General features: G+C 76.0%; 17 protein-coding genes. 6 read left to right on the top strand and 11 right to left on the bottom strand.

Annotated elements, in window-relative coordinates; all coding sequences use genetic code 11:
• Positions 1-43: 43 nt before the first annotated feature.
• Positions 44-1,360, top strand: a complete 1,317-nt coding sequence (locus ACFV8H_RS15745) for an MFS transporter (protein ID WP_380400016.1) — start codon at positions 44-46, stop codon at positions 1,358-1,360.
• Here ACFV8H_RS15745 and ACFV8H_RS15740 read toward each other — a convergent pair.
• Entirely contained in the window at positions 1,347-2,957 is a 1,611-nt protein-coding gene (locus ACFV8H_RS15740) for an FAD-binding oxidoreductase (protein ID WP_380400014.1), read from the bottom strand. The genes ACFV8H_RS15745 and ACFV8H_RS15740 overlap by 14 nt on opposite strands.
• A gap of 68 nt (positions 2,958-3,025) precedes the next feature.
• Entirely contained in the window at positions 3,026-5,290 is a 2,265-nt protein-coding gene (locus tag ACFV8H_RS15735) for an alpha-N-acetylglucosaminidase (RefSeq protein WP_380400012.1), read from the bottom strand.
• Positions 5,291-5,435: 145 nt separating this feature from the next.
• On the opposite strand from ACFV8H_RS15735, the gene ACFV8H_RS15730 reads away from it, so the two are divergent.
• Positions 5,436-6,251 (top strand): alpha/beta fold hydrolase, encoded by an 816-nt coding sequence (locus tag ACFV8H_RS15730; RefSeq protein ID WP_380400010.1) that lies wholly within the window; start codon positions 5,436-5,438, stop codon positions 6,249-6,251.
• A 49-nt stretch (positions 6,252-6,300) separates the two neighbouring features.
• Here ACFV8H_RS15730 and ACFV8H_RS15725 read toward each other — a convergent pair whose 3' ends face one another.
• From ACFV8H_RS15725 to ACFV8H_RS15700, 6 genes are all read right to left on the bottom strand, one after another.
• Positions 6,301-6,666, bottom strand: coding sequence for a DUF488 domain-containing protein (locus tag ACFV8H_RS15725; protein ID WP_380400008.1), 366 nt, complete (start codon positions 6,664-6,666; stop codon positions 6,301-6,303).
• A 38-nt stretch (positions 6,667-6,704) separates the two neighbouring features.
• The gene (locus tag ACFV8H_RS15720; RefSeq protein ID WP_380400006.1) at positions 6,705-7,190 is read right to left on the bottom strand and encodes a nucleoside deaminase; all 486 of its coding nucleotides are present in this window, start codon (positions 7,188-7,190) and stop codon (positions 6,705-6,707) included.
• 145 nt (positions 7,191-7,335) lie between these two features.
• Positions 7,336-8,922, bottom strand: coding sequence for an AMP-binding protein (locus ACFV8H_RS15715; RefSeq protein ID WP_380400004.1), 1,587 nt, complete (start codon positions 8,920-8,922; stop codon positions 7,336-7,338).
• Positions 8,923-9,030: 108 nt separating this feature from the next.
• On the bottom strand, positions 9,031-10,248 hold the full coding sequence (locus ACFV8H_RS15710) for an AI-2E family transporter (RefSeq protein WP_380400002.1): 1,218 nt from the start codon (positions 10,246-10,248) through the stop codon (positions 9,031-9,033).
• Between the two features lie 183 nt (positions 10,249-10,431).
• Entirely contained in the window at positions 10,432-11,094 is a 663-nt protein-coding gene (locus tag ACFV8H_RS15705) for a LuxR C-terminal-related transcriptional regulator (protein ID WP_380400000.1), read from the bottom strand.
• Positions 11,082-12,236, bottom strand: a complete 1,155-nt coding sequence (locus ACFV8H_RS15700) for a sensor histidine kinase (RefSeq protein WP_380399998.1) — start codon at positions 12,234-12,236, stop codon at positions 11,082-11,084. Before ACFV8H_RS15700 ends, ACFV8H_RS15705 begins: the two co-directional genes overlap by 13 nt.
• Positions 12,237-12,349: 113 nt before the next feature.
• Between ACFV8H_RS15700 and ACFV8H_RS15695 the strand changes: the two genes are divergently transcribed.
• The gene (locus ACFV8H_RS15695; RefSeq protein WP_380399996.1) at positions 12,350-13,576 is read left to right on the top strand and encodes a serine hydrolase domain-containing protein; all 1,227 of its coding nucleotides are present in this window, start codon (positions 12,350-12,352) and stop codon (positions 13,574-13,576) included.
• Between the two features lie 211 nt (positions 13,577-13,787).
• On the top strand, positions 13,788-15,854 hold the full coding sequence (locus tag ACFV8H_RS15690; RefSeq protein WP_380399994.1) for a sensor histidine kinase: 2,067 nt from the start codon (positions 13,788-13,790) through the stop codon (positions 15,852-15,854).
• A 30-nt stretch (positions 15,855-15,884) separates the two neighbouring features.
• Here ACFV8H_RS15690 and ACFV8H_RS15685 read toward each other — a convergent pair whose 3' ends face one another.
• From ACFV8H_RS15685 to ACFV8H_RS15675, 3 genes are all read right to left on the bottom strand, one after another.
• Positions 15,885-16,121, bottom strand: coding sequence for a hypothetical protein (locus ACFV8H_RS15685; RefSeq protein ID WP_380399992.1), 237 nt, complete (start codon positions 16,119-16,121; stop codon positions 15,885-15,887).
• Positions 16,122-16,228: 107 nt separating this feature from the next.
• Complete coding sequence (locus tag ACFV8H_RS15680; protein ID WP_380399990.1) at positions 16,229-16,669, bottom strand: DUF5946 family protein; 441 nt, start codon at positions 16,667-16,669, stop codon at positions 16,229-16,231.
• A gap of 132 nt (positions 16,670-16,801) precedes the next feature.
• Positions 16,802-17,290 carry a GNAT family N-acetyltransferase gene (locus ACFV8H_RS15675; protein WP_380399988.1) on the bottom strand — a complete coding sequence of 163 codons (489 nt, stop codon included), beginning with the start codon at positions 17,288-17,290 and terminating at the stop codon, positions 16,802-16,804.
• 189 nt (positions 17,291-17,479) lie between these two features.
• Here ACFV8H_RS15675 and ACFV8H_RS15670 point away from each other — a divergent pair, with 189 nt between their 5' ends.
• Together ACFV8H_RS15670 and ACFV8H_RS15665 are read left to right on the top strand one after the other, a co-directional pair.
• A complete protein-coding gene (locus ACFV8H_RS15670; protein WP_380399986.1) occupies positions 17,480-18,427 on the top strand; it encodes an ATP-binding cassette domain-containing protein in 948 nt (315 codons plus the stop codon).
• Entirely contained in the window at positions 18,424-19,272 is an 849-nt protein-coding gene (locus ACFV8H_RS15665; RefSeq protein WP_380399984.1) for an ABC transporter permease, read from the top strand. Before ACFV8H_RS15670 ends, ACFV8H_RS15665 begins: the two co-directional genes overlap by 4 nt.
• The last annotated feature ends 39 nt before the right edge of the window (positions 19,273-19,311 follow it).

The following is a 19,311-nucleotide window of genomic DNA, read 5'->3' as shown; positions in this document are numbered from 1 at the left end:
CGCGGAGCCCTGCGCCGGTCCTCGTGGCGATCGTGGAGGCGTTGTGGGCACTGATCCAGCGGCCCGGCGGGCGGCCGAACAGGCAGGCGACAGGGACAGCGACGGCGACGGCGACGGCGCGGGCATGCGGCCGTGGCGGTTCGTGGTGTGGTTCGGCATCGTCAGCCTGCTCGCGGACTTCGTCTACGAGGGCGCCCGCTCCGTCACCGGCCCGCTGCTGGCCTCGCTCGGCGCCTCGGCGACGCTGGTCGGCGTGGTGACCGGCGCGGGGGAGGCGGCGGCGCTGGTCCCGCGCCTGCTGTCCGGGCCGCTCGCCGACCGCACCGGCCGGTTCTGGGCGCTGGCGATCGGCGGCTACGCGCTCACCGTCGCCGCCGTGCCGCTGCTCGGCGTGGCGGGCTCGCTGGGGGCGGCCTGCACCCTGGTGATCGCCGAGCGGGTCGGCAAGGCGGTCCGCTCACCGGCCAAGGACACCCTGCTCTCGCACGCCACCGCCGCCACCGGCCGGGGCCGGGGCTTCGCCGTCCACGAGGCTCTCGACCAGGTCGGCGCGGTGATCGGCCCGCTCACCGTGGCCGCCGTGCTCGCGGCCACCGGCGGCTACGGGCCCGCGCTCGGCGTGCTGGCCGCCCCGGGCGTGGCGGCCCTCGGCCTGCTGTGGTGGCTGCGTTCCCGGGTGCCCGACCCGTCCCGCTACGAGTCGGCGCCGCCCGCCCGACCCCGGGCGACCCAGGCTCCGGCCCCAGCCCAAGCCTTGGCCTCAGCCTCAGCCCCGTCCCCGTCCCCAGCGCCCGTCCGCCGACCGCTGCCCCGCGCCTTCTGGGCGTACGCGGCGTTCACCGCGGCCACCATGACCGGCTTCACCACCTACGGCGTGCTCTCCTTCCACCTCGTCCGGCACCACCTGCTCACCGCCTCCGCCGTACCGGTGCTGTACGCCGGGACGATGCTCGCCGGCGCGCTGGCGAGCCTGGTCACCGGCTGGCTGTACGACCGGATCGGCCCGCGCACCCTGGTGGCGCTGCCCGTGCTGGCCGCGGCCGTGCCCCCGCTGGGCTTCGCCGACGCGGTGGCGCCCGCCGTGGCCGGCGCGCTGCTGTGGGGTGCCGCGCTGGGCGTCCAGGAGTCGACCCTGCGGGCGGTGGTCGCCGACCTCGTCCCCGCGCCGCGCCGGGCGACCGCCTACGGGGTGTTCGCCGCCGTGGTCGGTCTCGCCACGCTGGCCGGCGGGGCGCTCACCGGCGCGCTCTCCGCGGTGTCCGTCCCGGCGCTGGTCGTCACCGTGGCCGCCGTCCAGGCCGCCGCCCTGGTGCTGCTCGCCACGGTCCGCCCGGGGCGCGGCCGGGTCACGCCGGGGTGACGGCCTGGGGGAAGGTGAAGAGGCCGTCCGGGTCGTAGGCGCGCTTCACCCGCCGCAGCCGGTCGAGGTTGCCGCCGTAGTACGCCCGCGCCCAGTCGGTCAGCCGCGGGTCGGGGTAGTTCTGGTACGCCTCGCCGCTCGCGTACGGGCGCATGGCGCTCCAGACGTCCTCCAGCCAGGCCTGGGACTGCTCGCCCCCGGGCCCCGAACCGGCCCCGGGGGCCGGATAGTTGGCGATGTACTGGGCCGCGAACAGGGCGCCGCGGTGGACGAAGGCGGTGTCCCCGGGGGCCACCCGGCCGACGGCGCCGTCCAGCGCGTCGAAGGCGACCGAGGCGCTGCCGCCCTGCGGCGCGGTCCGCGCGTACCGGTCCACGGCGGCCACCAGGGCCGCGATCCCGGCCGCGCCGATCGGCCGGGTGTAGAAGTCGGACCGGGCCGCGTACGACACCCTGGTCAGCCGGCCGTCGGGGTTCCGGCCCGGCAGGCTGCCCGGCAGGTGGGCGGCGGCCTCCGACCAGCCGGCCACCCCGCCCATCTCCTTCATGGTGTCCAGGAACGGCGCGGTGTGCAGCGAGGCGGTGGCCGGCGCGACGGCCAAGCGGTCGACCAGGTCGGCGAGTTCGCCCTGCGAACCGAGCAGGTTGACGGTGCTGGTGAGGCGCAGCCTGCCGTCCGGCCAGGTGTCCAGGTGCAGGTTCGCCCAGAGCTGGTCCGGTGCGCCGGCCACCCAGGCCTGCCAGGCCGCGACCACCGACCCGGCGGCCGACCACGGCCAGGAGAGGAAGGCGTACGCGCAGCTCACCGCCGGGTGGGTGCGGAAGGTGAAGGAGGTGACCACGCCGAAGTTGCCGCCGCCACCGCCGCGCAGCGCCCAGAACAGGTCGGCGTCGGCGCCCGCCGCCACCTGCCGGATCCGTCCGTCCGCCGTCACGACCTCCGCGCCGGTCAGGTTGTCGCAGGTCAGCCCGTACGCCCGGCAGGTGACGCCGATGCCGCCGCCCAGGGCCAGCCCGGCCACGCCGACGCTCGGGCAGGAACCGGCCGGGACGGTCACGCCGTCGGCCGCCAGCCCGGCGTACACGTCGATCAGCCGCGCGCCTGCACCGACCGTTGCCGAGCCGCCCGTCCCGGAGCCGCCCGTCGCCGGGCCACCCGATCCGCTGACCCCCGCCATCGCGCCGACGTCCAGCACCATCCCGCTGCCCGAGGACCAGCCCGCGTAGCTGTGGCCGCCGCTGCGCACCGCGACCGGGACGGCGTGCCGACGGGCGAAGGCCAGGCAGGTGGCGACGTCCTGGGCGGAGGCCGGGTAGACGATCCCGGCGGGGTGGAGGTCGTCGAACTGCGGCTGGTAGAGCCGGCTCGCGTCCTGGTAGCGGGCGTCCTGCGGGCCGATGACGGCGCCGCCGAGATCCTTGGCCAGCGCGGCCCAGTCGGCCGGGCCGGCCGGGGTGGGGCTCGCGCTGCTCGGCCGGGGCGTCGGCGACCCGGTGGAGGCCGACGGGTCCGGGGACGGTCCGGCGGCCGGCCCGCCGCATGCCCCGAGCGCCGTCGCCAGCGACGCGGCCAGGGGCGCGGCGGCGAGCCGCAGCACCCGCCTGCGGTCAGGCCGGTCAAGCTGGTCCGGCCCGGCCGGAGGGTTCGGTGTCGGTGCGCTCCCGCTCATTCCCGCCCCTCGCTCCCGGCCGTTGCCCGTGGCCGCACGGTACCCGCAGGCGCCGGGGCCGGGAGCCGACTTGGGCCAACCATGGGGTGGTGGGCGGCGACGGCGGCCGCGGCCTCGACCGGGTCGCCGACCGGGGCGGTCGGATCGGGGGCGGTGGAGTGCGCCCAGGCGTCGTCCAGGGCGAAGAAGTCGACCGGCGCCGGCCGGGTGCGGTGGGTCAGGGCGTCGTCCAGGGAGGCGAAGTAGGCCGCCCAGCGCTTCGCGTAGAGGCCCGAGACGAGGCCGGACCACTCGCGGGCGGCGTAGTCGTGCAGGCCGCCGTCCTCCGACTCGGCGCGGGTGCCGCCCCAGGTGGTGAGGAGCGAGCGGGCGTCGTACCGGAGTCGGTCCCGTTCGGCGGGGGTCGCGGCCCAGTCCGGCACCCGGGCGAGCCAACTGCCGACCAGGAAGCGGGAGTCCGTCGCCGTCACCCGTTCCAGCTCGGCCTCGGCGGCGGTCCACCGGCCCACCAGCGAGCGGAACTTCCCCAAGTCCCCTTCCGTGTAGGCCCTTTCGATCAGCGGCAGCAGGCGGCGGCTCTCGTCGGCGAGGGCCTGCCGGGCGAGGTTGACCAGGTCGAAGCGGTAGGCGTCGGTGGCGCGCCGCTCCGGTGCGGCCCGCAGCAGGCCGTCCAGGGCCGCGCGCACCGTCGCCGGGTCGAAGCGTGACCTCGGCGGAGACCAGGACCCGGAGGTGGCGGCGGTCAGCGAGGGGCGCGCCGTGAACAGCCCGTCCTGCGGCTCGCTCCAACCGTCGGACGGCATGCCGTAGGGGCCGTCGCGCAGCTGTGTCCAGGCCGCCGCCGCACCGGTGTCGGCGCCGCCGTAGCGGGCGGTCGCGTACGCGGTGAACCAGGCGGCCCGGTCGATCTCGGCGGGCGACCAGGCGAGGTCGGCGAAGAGCGCGAGCGCCGCCGGGTCGCCGCCGGTGCCCTCGGGCATGAAGGCGATGCCGCTCAGCGCGCTGCCGGGCGCGGTGCGCCACCGGTGGAAGCGGCTGGTCCAGACGCCGGTGTTGGCGCCGAAGGTGGTCTTGCCGCCGAAGTTGGGGATGGTGCCGAAGGCGTACGGGGTGCCGTTCCAGTCGGCCTCGCGGTCCAGGCCGTCGTAGCGGTCGGAGAGGCCGTCGACGATCAGCATCCGGCGCCGGTCCACCCCGGCGAGCAGCGCGGCCGTGGGATTGTGCTCCCAACCGAGGACGGCCCAGACCGCGCCGGGGTGGGCGGTGAGCAGCGCGCGCTGGATCGCGCCGGCCGCGGCGGGGACGTCGACGCCGCCCGCGGTGCCGCCCTCGTGCAGGGGGTCCATCTTGTACATCGCGCTGTCGCCGAACGCCTCGCGCTGGGCGGTGTAGTAGGCCTCGGCGACGCGGGCGAACAGCGGGTCGGTCGGGTCGAGCCAGGAGTCCCGGGCGAAGGCCGTCCAGGTGCCCTGGGGCACGACGGCGGCGCCGGGGTTGCGCGCGGCGAAGTCGGCCGGGACGGTGCCGAAGTAGCCGGGCAGGACCGGGGTCATGCCGAGTGCCCGCAGCTGGTCGCAGACCCGGCGGCCGACGGCGGTACGGGCGGCGACCAGCTGCTCGGAGACCGGGCCGCCGAAGCCGGACATGTTCTGCAGCAGCCACCACGGCTGGTGCGCGGGCGCCGGGATCCAGGCGCGCAGGTCGGCCGAGGAGTAGCCGAACCGCTGGAGCGCCCGGTGGTAGGGCTGCTCGGCGCCGACGGTGACCAGCACCTCGTCGAAGCCGTGCAGCGCGAGCACGTCGATCTCGTGCTGGTACTCGGCGAAGCCGCGGTAGGCCCCGGAGTAGCCGGCGTCGGTGTCGTTGAGCGCGTAGCGGTGCGGGACGACGGCGGAGCCGGTGTGGGCGGCGGGCACCGGCGGCAGCACCGGCGGGAGCGTCGCGGTGCTGTCGCCCGGGAGGCCGATGTCGGCGTGGGCGACGGTGCGCAGGTACCAGCCGACGCCCGCCAGCAGGGTGGCCGGGGAGGTGCCCCGCACCCGGATCGCGCCCGCCGTGCCGGACACGGTGAAGGCGTCGGCGCCGTCCGCCGACCGCGCCCCGGCGGTCAGCTCGAACTGGGCGGCACGCCCCGGCAGCAGCCGCCCGAGCGCGGCCCGCGCGGGCGCGGTGTCGAAGGCCGCCGGGGCGGCGCCCGGCGCCGGTCCGACCGCCGACGCGACGGCGGCGCACACCACGAGCAGGGGGAGCAGGACGGGCATGCGACCGACGGTCGCACCCGCGGGCCCGCCCGCCGCCCCGGCTCGCGGGCCCTCACCCGGATGAGCCGTGGCCACCTGGTTGCCGTTGCCGCGGCGCGATGACTGAATGGAGCGGGGGCGGATCCCAGCGGTGAGGAGCGGGACCATGCCGAAGGTCCGGGCGAACGGCGTCGACCTCCACTACGAGCTGACGGGCGTGGGCGATCCGCTCGTCCTGGTGCACGGCTCCTGGGCCGACCACACCCACTGGGACCTCGTCCGGCCGCCCCTCGCCGAGCACTACCGCGTCCTGGTCTACGACCGGCGCGGGCACAGCCGGAGCGAACGCCCGCCCGGGCCCGGCTCCCGGACGGACGACGAGGACGACCTCGCCGCCCTCGTGCAGGCCCTCGACCTGGCGCCGGCGCACATCGCGGGCAACTCCTTCGGCGCCTCGACGGCCCTGGGCCTGGCCGTCCGCCGCCCCGAACTGTTCCGTACGCTCATCGCCCACGAGCCGCCGCTGATGGCGATCGTGCCCCCGGAGCCGGACCTGCTGCCCGTGATGCGGGCGGTGGAGCGGCGGATCGACTCCGTGCTGGCGCACCTGCGCGCGGGCGAGACCCGCGAGGGCGCGCGGCAGTTCGTGGACGAGGTCGCCTTCGGGCCGGGGACCTGGGAGCGGCTGCCGCTGGAGGTCCGGGACACCCTCCTCACCAACGCCCCCACCTTCCTCGACGAACAGCAGGACCCGGGCTGGCCGCTGCTCGACCTCGCCGGGCTGTCCGCGTACCCGGGCCCGTCCCTGCTCACCGTGGGCACCGAGAGCCCGCCCTGGTTCCCCGCGATCGTCGCCCGGCTGGCGCGGGCGCTGCCCCGGGCGCAGGTCCGGGCCCTGACCGGGGCCGGCCACACCCCGCACGTCACCCACCCGGCCGAGTACGTGCGGACGGTGAGCGGCTTCATCGAGGCGCACCGCTGACCGGGGGCGGGGGTCAGGGCGCAGGTCAGGGCGCGGGCCAGGGCGCAGCTCAGGGCACGGGCTCCGCCAGCCATCCGGCCAGCACGGCGGCCTGGCTGTGGTCGACGTCCCTCGTGGCGGTCAGCAGGGTGAGCGCGTCCTGGGCGGCGAGTTCCCGCAGGTGGCCGGCGGCCTCCCGGTGCCCGGCGTCGCGCAGCTCGGCGAGGTAGCGGCGGCGGAACTCGGCGAAGCGCTCCGGGTCGTGGCCGTACCACGTGCGCAGTTCCGTCGACGGGGCGACGTCGCGCAGCCACTCGTCCAGGCGGGCGTCCGCCTTCGTCATGCCGCGCGGCCAGATCCGGTCCACCAGGACCCGTCGGCCGTCCTGCGGCGAGGGTTCCTCGTAGATCCGCCGGTAGGCGATCCGTGCGGTCATGTCCGGTCCTCCCGGGTGGGTGGGGAGCGTGGCCGCCGCTACCCCCAGTAGCCGACGTGCACCGCGGAGGCCTCCTCGAAGAGGAACGGCCCCGACGCCTCCACCGTGCTGCCGCCGGCCGCGAAGACCGCGCGGCACGGCAGGTCGAGCACCGGCTCGTCCGGGTCCACGCCCGCGATCGCGTTCAGTTCGGTCGCGGCGAGCGCGTAGACGACCCGGCGGATGCCGCTCCAGTGGATCGCCCCGGCGCACATCGCGCACGGCTCGGTGCTGGAGTACAGCACGGCGTCGGCGAGCTGGTGCGGGGCCAGGGTGCGGGAGGCCTGCCGGACCAGGTTGATCTCCGCGTGGGCGGTCACGTCGTGGTCGGTCAGGACGGTGTTCTCGGCGGTCAGCAGGACCTTCCCGTCGGGGCCGGTGAGCAGCGCGCCGAAGGGGTGGTTGCCGTGCGCCCGGGCGGAGGCGCCGAGCTCGATGGCGGCGAGCAGGTGCTCGGGGGAGTGGTCGGGGGAGTGGTCGGCCATGGGGGTCTCCTCGGGCGGTGCGTACGGGGACGGAGGACAAACCTATGCCGCCGGGCGGGCGACGCCGTGGCCGCTCGCCTCCGTCCCCCCGACCAGTCTCACCCCGCCGGTGCCGGGCCGCCCCGGCACCGGCGGTCAGGGGCGGCTACGAGGCCGCGGGCGTGGCCCGGCTCCGGAGCTCCTTCTTGTCCGGCTTGCCGGTGTCGGTGAGCGGCAGCGCGTCCGTGAAGTCGACGACGTCGGGCACGTACATCTCGCCGCGGCCGTCGAGCACCGCGGCCCGCAGCTCCCGCGCCGTCACGACCACCCCGGGGACGGGCACCACGGTGACGTGGATGCGTTCGTGGCCGCCCTCGCCGCGCACCCCGTAGACGGCGCACTGCCGCACGCCCGGGTGGGTGTGCAGGAAGTCCTCCAGCTCCGTGGTGTACACGTGGCCGCCGACGACGGCGATCATGTCCTTGATCCGGTCGACGACGGCGAGGTAGCCGTGCTCGTCGAGCCGGCCGAGGTCGCCGGTGTGCACCCAGCCGTCCCGCAGCACCTCGGCGGTGAGCTCCGGGTTCTTCCAGTAGCCCTCCATCGCGTTCTCGGACCGGACGCAGATCTCCCCGACCTCGCCGACCGGGAGCGCGGCGCCGGCCTCGTCGCGGATCTCCACCTCGACGCCGTCGACCGGACGGCCGGCCGTGCGCAGCAGGTCGGGGCGGTCGGGGTCGTGCTCGTCGGCGGGCAGCACGCTGACGATCCCGGCCTCGAACTGGCCGTAGGCCTGCTGGAAGACCCGGCCGAAGCGGCGGACCGCCTCGGCCATGCGCACCGGCGAGGAGGGCGTGCCCCCGTAGGTGATCTGCCGGAGGGCGGAGATGTCGGTGGCCGCCGCGTCGGGGTGGTCCAGCACCTGGTAGAGCAGCGGGGGCAGCAGGAAGACGTCGGTGATGCGTTCGCGGGCGAGGGTGGCCAGCACCTCGCCGGGGTCGAAGGCGTAGTGGAGGACGACGGTGCCGCCGCTGGCGAGGGTGCCGTCGGCGATGAAGCCGGCCGCGTGCGACAGCGGTGTGCACACCAGGTCCCGCCGCCGCTCCCCGGTGATCAGCGCGGCGAGCCAGTTGCCCTGCATGCGGGCGAAGCTGCTGCGGATGCCCTTGGGGTGGCCGGTGGTGCCGCCGGAGTGGCGGATGAAGCACAGGTCCTCCGGCTGGGCGGCACTGGCCAGCGGCGCGTCCGACCGGCCCTCGGCCAGCGCGAGGAGGTCCTCGCCCAACTCCGGCGCCGCGTCACCGCCCTCGCCGAGCACGAGGACGTGCTTGACCGGCACCGCCGCCGCGAGGGCCGCGCCGCGCTCGGCGAGGCGCGGGTCGACGATGAAGGCGTAGGTCTCGACGTCGGCCATGATCCGGGCCTGGACGTCGGTGCCCAGCCGGATGTACAGGTGGTTGAAGTGCGCCCCTAACAGGTTGACCGCGTAGCGGACCGCGACGGTCTCCGGGATGTTCCCGCACAGCAGGGTCACCGTGCGGCCGCGCTCCACGCCCCGCTCGCGCAGGGCGCGGGCGAGCCGGTAGACGAGGGAGCGGAACTCCGCGGCCCCGAGCCGGCGTTCGCCGCTGACCAGCACCTCCTGCCCCGGTTCGTCCGACAGTCCGTCGAGGACGATCTCCACGTAGTTGCGGAACTCGTGGTCACCGCCGTCGCCGGCGGGGTCGGCCGGGCGTACCTCGGGCGTGCTCATCGCTGCTGGTCTCCTTGTGGGTCCGGACGCACGGGACGCCCCGGGAGCGGGGCGCCTTGTGCACGGATGGTTGTCCGTCCTCCATCAACTACCCAGGCCCGGGCGGTTCTACCGGCGGCTCCCCCCGGCGTCCGGGCGCGCCGCCGGCGGCCCGTGGTCGCGCAGCTCGGTGAGCACCGCCCAGGCCACCGACACCACCGGTACGGCGACCACCGCGCCCAGCACCCCGGCCAGCACCGCGCCGCCGATCACCGACAGCGCGATCGCCACCGGGTGGATCCGCACCGACCAGCCGAGCACCAGCGGGTGCAGCAGATGGCCCTCGATCTGGCCGATCACCACGATCAGCGCCAGCACCAGCAGCGCGACCACCGGCCCCCGCGCGGCCAGGGCGACCAGCGCGGCGATCGCCAGCGCGATCGGGGAGCCGATCAGCGGGACCAGCGCGGCGACGAACTCCACCACCATCAGCGGCAGCACCAGCGGCACCCGCAGGAGCGCCAGCGCGAGGCCGACCAGTGCCGCGTTGACCGCCGACACGATCAGCACCCCGCGGGTGTACCCGGCGAAGGTGCGCCAGGCGGCCTGCCCGGCCCGGCCCCAGACGGGACGCGCCCGGGCCGGCAGCTGGTGCTGCGCCCAGCTCCACATCCGGTCGCCGGAGTGCAGGAAGAACACCGAGCAGAACACCGCGAGGGCCAGCCCGGTGACCAGCTCGACGGCCCGGCTCGCGCCGCTGAGGGCGGTGGTCAGCAGCGCCGAGCGGTGCGCCGAGACGAACGCGCCGACCTTCGCCCGCAGGTCGGTGACCGTCCCCGGGCGCAGGTGGAAGGGGGCTCCGGTGAGCCAGTGGTCGATCCGGCCGAGGCCGCCGCGCAGCTCGTCTCCGATCCGGTTCCACTCGTCGGCGACGTTCGTCCCGACCAGCGCCAGCACCCCGCCGACGACCACGAGCGCGCACAGGAACGCCACCAGCACGGCCAGTGACCGGGGCAGCGTCCGGGCCAGCAGGTCGACCAGCGGGCGCAGCACCGAGGTGATCACCAGCGCCACGAACAGCGCGATGACCGGCACCTCCAGCTCGCCGAGCACCCCGACGGCCAGGTAGGCGCCCACCCCGAGCAGCCCCAGCCGCCAGACGTACCCGGCGGCGGTGCGCAGCCCGGCCGGCACGTGCTCGACGGGCGCCGCGGGCCGGGCCCGCCGCACCGGCACCCGGGGCGGGCGGCTGCCGAGCGGGCGGGGGCGCCGCGCCGGGCGAGCTTCCGGGCGAGGCTCCGGGCGGTGTTCGTGGCGGTGTTCGTGGCGGTGTTCGGGGCGTCCCACGGCGGGCTCAGCCGGGGGTCCCGTGCGGTTCCGGCTCGTGGGTCGTGCGCGAGTCGCTCATGGGGGCTCGCCTCCTCCGTCCTCGGCCTGCTCCCAGCGTCTCCCCGGCCCCCGGACCGGCACACCTCGGCGGCCTGCCGGACCCGGGGCCGGAGGTGGGGCTGGGGCCGGGGGTGGAGGGCGTCAGGGGAGCCCGACGGCCCTCCGCCGGCTGAGGTAGGTGAGGACGGCGAGGACCCGGCGGTGGCCGCTGTCGGCGGGTGAGAGGCCGAGCTTGGCGAAGATGTTGCCGATGTGCTTGTGGACGGCGTTGTCGGTGATGACGAGCCGGGTCGCGATCGTGGTGTTGTCGTGCCCCTCGGCCATCAGCGCGAGGACCTCGCGTTCGCGCGGGGTCAGGGCGGCTGTCGGGTCCCGGGCGTGCCGGGTGAGGAGCTGTCCGATCACGTCCGGGTCCATCACGGTGTCCCCGGCGGCGACCCGGCGCAGCGCGTCGGTGAACTCGCTGACCCGGCTCACCCGGTCCTTGAGCAGGTAGCCGATGCCGCCGCGCCCGTCGGAGAGCAGCTCCCCGGCGTACTGCTGCTCGACGTACTGGGAGAGGACGAGCACGGGCAGGCCGGGCTGCTCCCGGCGGGCCCGGAGGGCGGCGTGGATGCCCTCGTCGCGGAAGCCGGGCGGCAGCCGGACGTCGACGACGGCGACGTCGGGCCGGTGCTCGGCGACGGCGGCGAGGAAGCCCGGGGCGTCCTGGACGATCGCGGCGACGCGGAAGCCCTTGGCGGTGAGCAGGAGTTCCAGCCCGCTGGAGAGCAGGACGTTGTCCTCGGCGATCACGACCCGCACGGCACACCCACCGTGATAGTGGTCGGGCCGCCGGCCGGGCTCCGGAGGTCGAGGGTGCCGTCGAGCGCCAGGACGCGCTGACGGATCCCGGCGAGGCCGGTGCCCAGCCTCTCGTCGGCGCCGCCGCTCCCGTCGTCGGTGACCTCGATCGACAGCCGGTCACCGGTACGGGCGACCCGTACCGCCGTCCGGGTGGCGCCGCTGTGCTTGGCGGCGTTGGTGAGCGCCTCGGCGACCGTGAAGTACGCGACGGCCTCGACGGCGGCGGGGAGCGTGCCGAGGCTGCCGACGTCGAGGGTGGTGTCGAGGGCCGCGTCGGCCCCGAGGGCGGACAGCGCCCCGGTGAGGCCGCGGTCGGCCAGGACCGGCGGGTAGATCGTCCGGATCACCGCGCGGAGCTCCACCATGGCCTCCTCGGTGGTCCGGTGGGCCTGCGCCAGCAGGGTGGCGACCGTCCCGGGGTCCTCGTCCAGGAGTTCCCGGGCCACGCCCAGCCGCATCGCGATGGCCACCAGCCGGGCCTGGGTGCCGTCGTGCAGGTCGCGTTCGATCCGGCGGAGCTCCGCGCCGTGCGCGGTGAGTGCCCCGGCCCGGGTCTCGGTCAGCGTCTCCACCCGCTGCGCCAGCTCCTCGGAGGCCGACGGCGCCAGCAGGGCCACGCAGGTCCGGGCGTGCAGGCGGGCCAGCCGGGGGACCAGCCAGACGGTCAGCGCGGCGAAGGCGAGCAGCTGCGCCGTCCCCAGGGTCAGCGCCGGACCCCACCCGGTCAGCGGGGCACCGGCGGCGAAGCCGCCCGCCCGGGTGCCGGCGGGCAGCGCCCACCACAGGGGCACCGTGACGGCGGTGGTCAGGGTGTTGCCCGCGCACACCACCGCGACGAGCCCGAAGGTCAGGCCGGTCAGGAGCCAGGCGCCGAGCCACCCGAGCAGGCGCGCGGCGCCGACCCGGACGGGGCCGGAGGCGGGTGCGCCCAGCAGGCGGTCGGCGCGGCGGCGCTGGCGGCCGGCCCACGCGCGCGCCGCCGCCGGTACGAGGAGGACGGGCAGCACGAGCACGGCGAGCGAGGCGGCGAGCAGGCTGCCCAGCAGGTAGCCCAGGGCGCGCCAGGTCGCCGAAAGCCTTTCGGCCGCAGGGAGGTTCATCCGCCCAAGTCTGGATCACGGCGAACCGGCCCGGCACTACAGCCCACTACCCTGTTTTCCGACCGGCTCGGGGTACCGACCGGGCGCGGCGGCCGGACCTAGCGTCAACTCCCATGAAGAAAGCACCGATTGGCGCCGCACGATGGCGCGGCCGTTCCGTACGGCGGACCCTGGTGTCGGCTGCCGTCCTGGCCGGCGCCCTCGCCACGACCCTGCCCGCCGCCGCGACGGCCCGGCCGTACGACGACCGGAGCCTGCTCCGGCGGGACGCGGCCGCGCTCACCGCACTCGGCGTGACGGGGGTGCAGGCCCGGCTGGTCACCGCCGACGGCCGGACGGTGACCGCCACCAGCGGCGTCGCCGACGTGACGACCGGACAACCGGTGTCGCCGGACGGCCACTTCCGGATCGCCAGCGCCACCAAGGCCTTCGTGGCCACCGTCGTCCTCCAACTCGTCGGCGAGCACCGGCTCTCCCTGGACGACCCGGTCGAGCGGTGGCTGCCCGGCGTGGTGTCCGGGAACGGGAACGACGGCGGCGCGATCACCGTCCGCGACCTGCTCCAGCACACCAGCGGCCTCCACGACGACTACCCGGACTACAGCTCGGCCGACGACTTCCGCCGGCACCGCTACGACGGCTCCACGCCCGAGCAGAGCGTCGACCGGGCGCTGCGCCACCCGCCGGACTTCCGGCCCGGCACCGACTGGCGCTACAGCAACACCGGTTACGTCCTGCTCGGCATGATCATCGAACGGGCTACCGGGCAGGCCTGGTACCAGGAGGTGCGGGACCGGATCGTCCGGCCGCTCGGCCTCGCCCACACCTTCCGGCCCGGGACGTCCCCCACGCTGCCCCGGCCGCACGCCCGGACGTACCAGAGCTTCCGGCCCGGCGAGCCGCCCGTCGACGTCACCGAGCAGGTCGGCCTGGGCATCAACGGGGAGGCCGGACTGGTCTCCACCACCGCCGACCTCGACCGCTTCCTCCGGGCCCTGCTGGGCGGACGACTGCTGCCGCCCGCCCAACTCGCCCGGATGCAGCAGACCGTTCCGGTCGGTGAGGAGTTCCAGGCGCTCATGCCGGGCGCCCGGGACGGACTGGGACTCTTCTCCCGCCCGCTGACCTGCGGCGGGGTGTACTGGGGCCACGAGGGCGGCGACGCCGGCTGGATCACCGCGACCGGCGTCACCGCCGATGGCCGGCGCAGCGTCACGCTCTCGCTCTCGGGCGTCCGCGCCGACACCCCGGACGACGTCCGCCGGATCGAGCAGGCGGAGAGCAGGCTGGTCGACGACGCCCTCTGCGGCGCCCCGGACACCGTCCACCGCCGCCGCTGAGGCCGCCACCCGCTGAGGCCCCCACCCGCTGGGGCCGCCACCCGTCGGGGCCGTCGACCGGACCGAGGCCGACGGCCCCCACGCTTCCGTGACGCTGGGCCGCCGGTCGCCCGCAGTCCGTCACCCGCGGGGCCGCTGCCCCATGCGCCCGGGACACCGGGTGGACGAGACTGCTGCCATGCGGCCGGTCGTGGGCGAAGAGAGGTCGGTCATGGGTGCGGAGAGCGCGGGGAGCGTCCGGTGGCGGCCCCGGCCCGGGCGGGCGGAGCGGCAGCTGGCGACGGCGGGGCTGTGCGCGCTCGTCTGCCTGGCGGCGGGCGGTCTGTGGGCCGGGTACGTGCTGGGCCACCTGGGCACGCCGGGGATCGCCGAGCCGACCCGGCACCTGGCGGTGCTCGGCTACGGCCTCGCCGCCGTCGCGGGCGGGGTGCTGCTGCACGCCCACCGCCCCGGTCTGGAGCTCGGCTGGATGCTGCTGGCGTACGGGGGCGCGCTGATCCTGCCGCTCGCCGCCGAGACCCCGGTCTGGACGCAGGTGAGCGACCCGCGCTACGTCGGGGCCGTGGTCGTGCTCAAGTCGGTCGGCTACACCGTCAGCGGCACGATCTGGCAGGCGCTGCCGCTCTGGCTCCCGTACGGCCGGCTGACCGACCGCCGCTGGTGGCTCGCGGTCGGCGCGGTGGGCCTGTGGATGCTGCCCCAGGCGAGCTACTACGTCTACCAGCCGACCGTGTTCGGCCGCCCCAATCCGCTCGCCGACAGCACCGTCGCCGACTGGCTGCGGCACTTCAACGGCACCCTGCACATCACCCAACTGGTCGTGTGGGTCGCCCTGACCGCCCTGGTGGTGCTCGTCCCGCTGGCCCGCGCCCGCCGGGTGCCCCGGCGCCGCCGCCAGCACGTGCTGGTCGCGATCGCCGTCTACCTGCTCTGGGCCGGCGCCGAGGCCGGCTACTACTTCAACGGCCAGAGCACCGCCTCCTACGCCGCCTACGCGGCCGCCTCCGCGCTGTGGACGCTGACCCTCGCCGTCGTGGTGGTGCGGGACGGCTCCTGGCGGCTGGACCGCTCGGCCCGCCGGATCCTGGTCGGACTGCTGGTCGCCGCCGGGCTGGCGGTCGTCTTCGTGCTGCTGGCCGGGCTGCTGTCCACCATGCTGCTGCCCGGCCGGGGCTTCGGAGCCCTGTGCGTGGTCGCCCTGGTCTTCCTGCTCGCCGGTGGCCTGCCCAGGGGCGTGCGCTGGGCCTCCGGCATCGTCGACCGCTGGTACTACGGCGCCCGCGCCCAGCCGTACCAGGTGCTGCGCAGCCTCGCCGGGCGGGTCAGCCAGACCGTCGACCCGCAGGACGTGCCCGCCGTGCTGTGCGCCACGGTCGGCGACGAACTGCGGCTGCCCGGCGTCGACCTGACCGTCTCCACCCGCGGCGGTGAACGCCGGCTCGCCGCCGTGGGGGAGTACCCCGACGACGGCGAACGCTTCGCCCTGGTCCACCGCGGCAGCGAGATCGGCCGGCTCACCGTCTCCCCGCGCCCGGGCCAGCGCACGCTCGACGACAGCGACCGCGACATCCTGCGCTCCCTCGCCGACCAGGCCGCGCCCGCCGTGGCCTCGCTCCAGCTGATGGAGGACCTGCGGGCCAGCCGCGAGCAGATCGTCGCCGCCCGGGAGGAGGAACGCCGACAGCTGCGCCGCGACATCCACGACGGGCTCGGCCCGATGCTGGCCGGGCTGCGGCTGCGCCTCCAGGGCGCGGCCGCCGTGGACGACCCGGCCCGCTTCGCGGCCGCCCTGGAGGACGTCGCCGACGACCTCGCCACGGCCGTCCGCGAGGTCCGCCGGATCACCGACCGGCTCGGGCCCACCGCGCTCGGCGACTACGGGCTGAGCCGCGCGCTGCGCCGCCTCGCCGACACCTTCAGCGGCGACGGGCTCACCGTCACCGCCCTGTTCGCCCCGGACCCGCTGCCCGAGCTGCCCGCCGCGGTCGAGGTCGCCGTCTACCGGATCACCGCCGAGGCGCTCAACAACGTGCTGCGGCACGCCCGGGCGACCAGCGTCACGGTGACCGTCCTGGTCGACCCGGGGCGGCTGGAACTCACCGTCGAGGACGACGGGCGGGGCCCCGGCCGCGGCGACGCGGGCCACCCGGGGGTGGGGCTCCGCTCGATGAGCGACCGGGCGGCGGAGATCGGCGGCAGTTGCACCGTCCACCCGGTCGCGGGCCTCGGCCAGGGCACCCGGGTGCACGCGGTGCTGCCGCGCAATCCGGCGGGCTGACGGGAGCCGCCGGGCGCGCCCGGACCGGGGTCAGCAGTTCGGCGGATTGGGGCACGGCTTGTGGCCGTGGCCGTGGCCGTGGCCGTGACCATGACCGGGGCCATGGCCGGGGCTGTGAGCGTGGCCCCGGCGCTTCTCCTCCCCGGCCGCCTCGCCCTCCGCCCGGGCCCTGCAGCACCGGGCGGCGCGGACGACCACGGCCGCGAGGACGACGACTCCGGCAGCTCCGGCGGCGACGGCCACCGGGTTGACCGATCTGGCGTTCATGGTGTCCTCCGGGAGGGTTCCGCAGGCCGGTCGACCCGCCCCTCCATGGCACCGCCCGGGCTGACCCATGCGCATGGGGCCACGGTCCCGTTCCGGTCCCGCCGCGGCTACGCTCCGTCGCATCCCCAGGCCGCGAGCGTCACCGACGCCCACACCCCGACCCGCTCCGCGAACCCCTCGGCCGGGAACGCCCCGTCCACCGCGACCTGCTCGATCGTCACCGCGAACCCGCCCCGCGGCGCCTCCTGGGCGGGATGTGCCGCCCCGCCCGGGGCAGCCCCGCCCGTCACCCGGTGTGAGTTCGCCCGGCGCGCCCGCCCGACCAGCCGCTCCACCGCCGGCAACCCGCCGTCGAGGTACGCCCGCAGCATCCCCCGGGCACCCGCCCCGCCGTCCCCGGGCAGTCGGCCCGGATGCTGCAACAGGAAGCAGGACACCGACACCGCGTGCAACGGCCCCCACGGCTCCGCCCGCGAGTGGTCCAGCGCCAGCAGCCGGTGGAACAGCTCCGGGCACCCCCGCGCACCGCACTCCCCGCAGATCTCCATCCGCGCCTCCCCCTGACGTCCCGTGTACGGTCCGAGCAACCCCGCCGGCCCCGAACGACTCCGACGGCCAGGAACAAGCCCGACGGCCGCCCGCCACAGGGTAGTTGTCCGCCACGGCAAGGGGCCGCCGGGCTACTCGCGGAGGGACTTGTTCAGGTACATCGCCGTGACGCCGTAGCCGCCGCGCCGGTAGAGGGCGATGGCCGCCTCGTTGCCGCCGAAGACGTTGAGGGCGAGGTCGGTGCTGCCCAGGCGCACGGCGAGCCGTTCGGCGGCGGCGAGGACGGCCGCGCCGTAGCCCTGGCGGCGGAACTCGGGGAGGACGCGGAGGTGGTAGAGCCAGGCGGAGGTGGAGACACCGGCCCCGGCGCGCGGGTCGGGGCCGATCCAGGCGGTGCCGACGGTGCGCCCCGACCCGTCCTCCGCTACCACCAGGTGGTGGCCCGCGGTGTCCAGGCCGTCCGGGAGGAACCTCGCGGTGCCCTGACGGGTGTGTGCGCGGGCCAGCTCCTCCGGCATCCGCTCGGCGAGCTGCCGGACGGTCTCTGCCTCCCGGATCTCGGTGGCCGACTGGTACTCGGCCGGGGTCATCCGACGCAGGGTCACGCTCCGATCGTCCATCCCGCCATCCTCGGCGAGCGGGCGCGGTCGGCGAAACCGCTTTTCCGCGAGTAGGGCGACGGTGTGGTACCGCGGTACTACGCGGCGTCCGATGATCAGTCCGCAGTGCCGCGGTTCGGGCCCCGCCGGGCCCTAGCGTGGAACCGTGGGCGGCCGGGAGGGCCCGGCCCCTGAACGTAAGGGCTAGCGATGATCGAGGCGCACCAGCTGACGAAGCGGTACGGGGAGAAGACCGCCGTGGACGGGCTGGACTTCACGGTCCGGCCGGGCGCGGTGACCGGGTTCCTCGGCCCCAACGGGGCGGGGAAGTCGACCACGATGCGGATGATCGTCGGACTGGACGCGCCCACCAGCGGGTCGGTCCGGGTCAACGGCCGCCGGTACGCCGAGCACGCCGCTCCGCTGCAGGAGGTGGGCGCGCTGCTGGAGGCCAAGTCGATCCACCCCGGCCGCTCGGCGTTCAACCACCTGATGGCCCAGGCCCACACCCACGGCATCCCGCGCCGCCGGGTCGAGGAGGTCATCGAGCTGACCGGCCTCCAGTCGGTGGCCCGCAAGCGCGCCGGGGCGTTCTCGCTCGGCATGGGCCAGCGGCTCGGCATCGCGGCCGCCCTGCTGGGCGACCCGGCCACGGTGATGCTGGACGAGCCGGTCAACGGGCTCGACCCCGAGGGCGTGCTCTGGATCCGCAACCTGCTCACCTCGCTCGCCGCCGAGGGCCGCACCGTTTTCGTCTCCTCGCACCTGATGAGCGAGGTCTCGCTGGTCGCCGACCACCTGATCATCGTCGGGCGGGGCCGGCTGCTCGCCGACACCACCGTCCAGGAGCTCGTCCAGCAGGCCGGCGGCGACGTCGTCAAGGTCGCCAGCGCCGACCCGACCCGGCTGCGCTCGGCGCTCGCCGGACCGGACGTCGAGATCACCGGCCGCTCCGGCTCGGAGGAGCTCCTGGTCACCGGGCGGACGGCCCGCGAGATCGGCCTGACCGCCGCCGAGCACGGCATCGCCGTGTTCGAACTCACCCCGCGCACGGTCTCCCTGGAGGAGGCCTTCATGGAGCTGACCCGGGACGCCGTCGAGTACCACGGCACCACCACCGTCGAGAGCACCGCCGACACCCAGAGGAGCGCGGCATGACCACGATCGCCCCCAGCCAGACGGCCGTGCCCGCCGGACAGCGCCCCGCCGGCCCCGCCTACAAGGTGACGGCCGCGCGCGTGCTGCGCTCCGAGTGGGCCAAGCTGTGGTCGCTGCGCTCCACCTGGATCACCCTCGGCCTGGCCCTGCTGTTCCTGGTCGCCTTCGGCCTGATCGCGGCCTTCCAGTTCAAGTCGCGGCTCACCTCCGGCCGCCCGATGGACCGGGACTTCGCCGACGCCGGCGCGCTCAGCCTGTCCCTGTTCGGCACCAACTTCGCCCAGCTGGCGCTCGGCGTCCTCGGCGTGCTGGTCGCGGCCGGCGAGTACTCGACCGGCATGATCCGCTCCACCCTGGCCGCCGTGCCGCGCCGCCTGCCGGTGCTGTGGTCCAAGGCGGCGGTGTACGGCGTGATCGCGCTGGTGCTCGGCACCGTCGGGGTCTTCGTCACCTTCACCGCCGACAGCGGCATCCTGTCCGGCACCCGGGCGGCGATGACCCTCTCCGACACCGGCGTGGTGCGCGGCCTGCTCGGCGCCGGGCTCTACCTGGGCCTGGTCGGCGTGATCGGGGTGGCCCTCGGCGCCCTGCTGCGCTCGGTGGCCGGCGGCATCGCCGTGCTGGTCGCCTCGCTGATGCTGATCCCCGGCCTGACCTCGCTGCTCCCCACGGACTGGCAGGGCCACATCAGCCCGTACCTGCCCAGCCACGCCGGTGAGGCGATGTTCGCCCTGCACCACGACTCGACCACCCTCTCGCCGACGGCCGGCCTGCTGGTCTTCCTCGGCTGGACGGTGCTGGCGCTCGCCGGTGCCGCCGTCCGGCTGGTGCGCAGCGACGCCTGAGCCTTGGCCCTGTCCGGCCTCGGCGCCCCGGCGCCTGGG

This window comes from Kitasatospora sp. NPDC059827 (genome assembly GCF_042731675.1).
Lineage (GTDB): Bacteria > Actinomycetota > Actinomycetes > Streptomycetales > Streptomycetaceae > Kitasatospora.
Note: the sequence above shows the minus strand (reverse complement) of the source record. Positions and strands in the feature narration are given on the sequence as shown.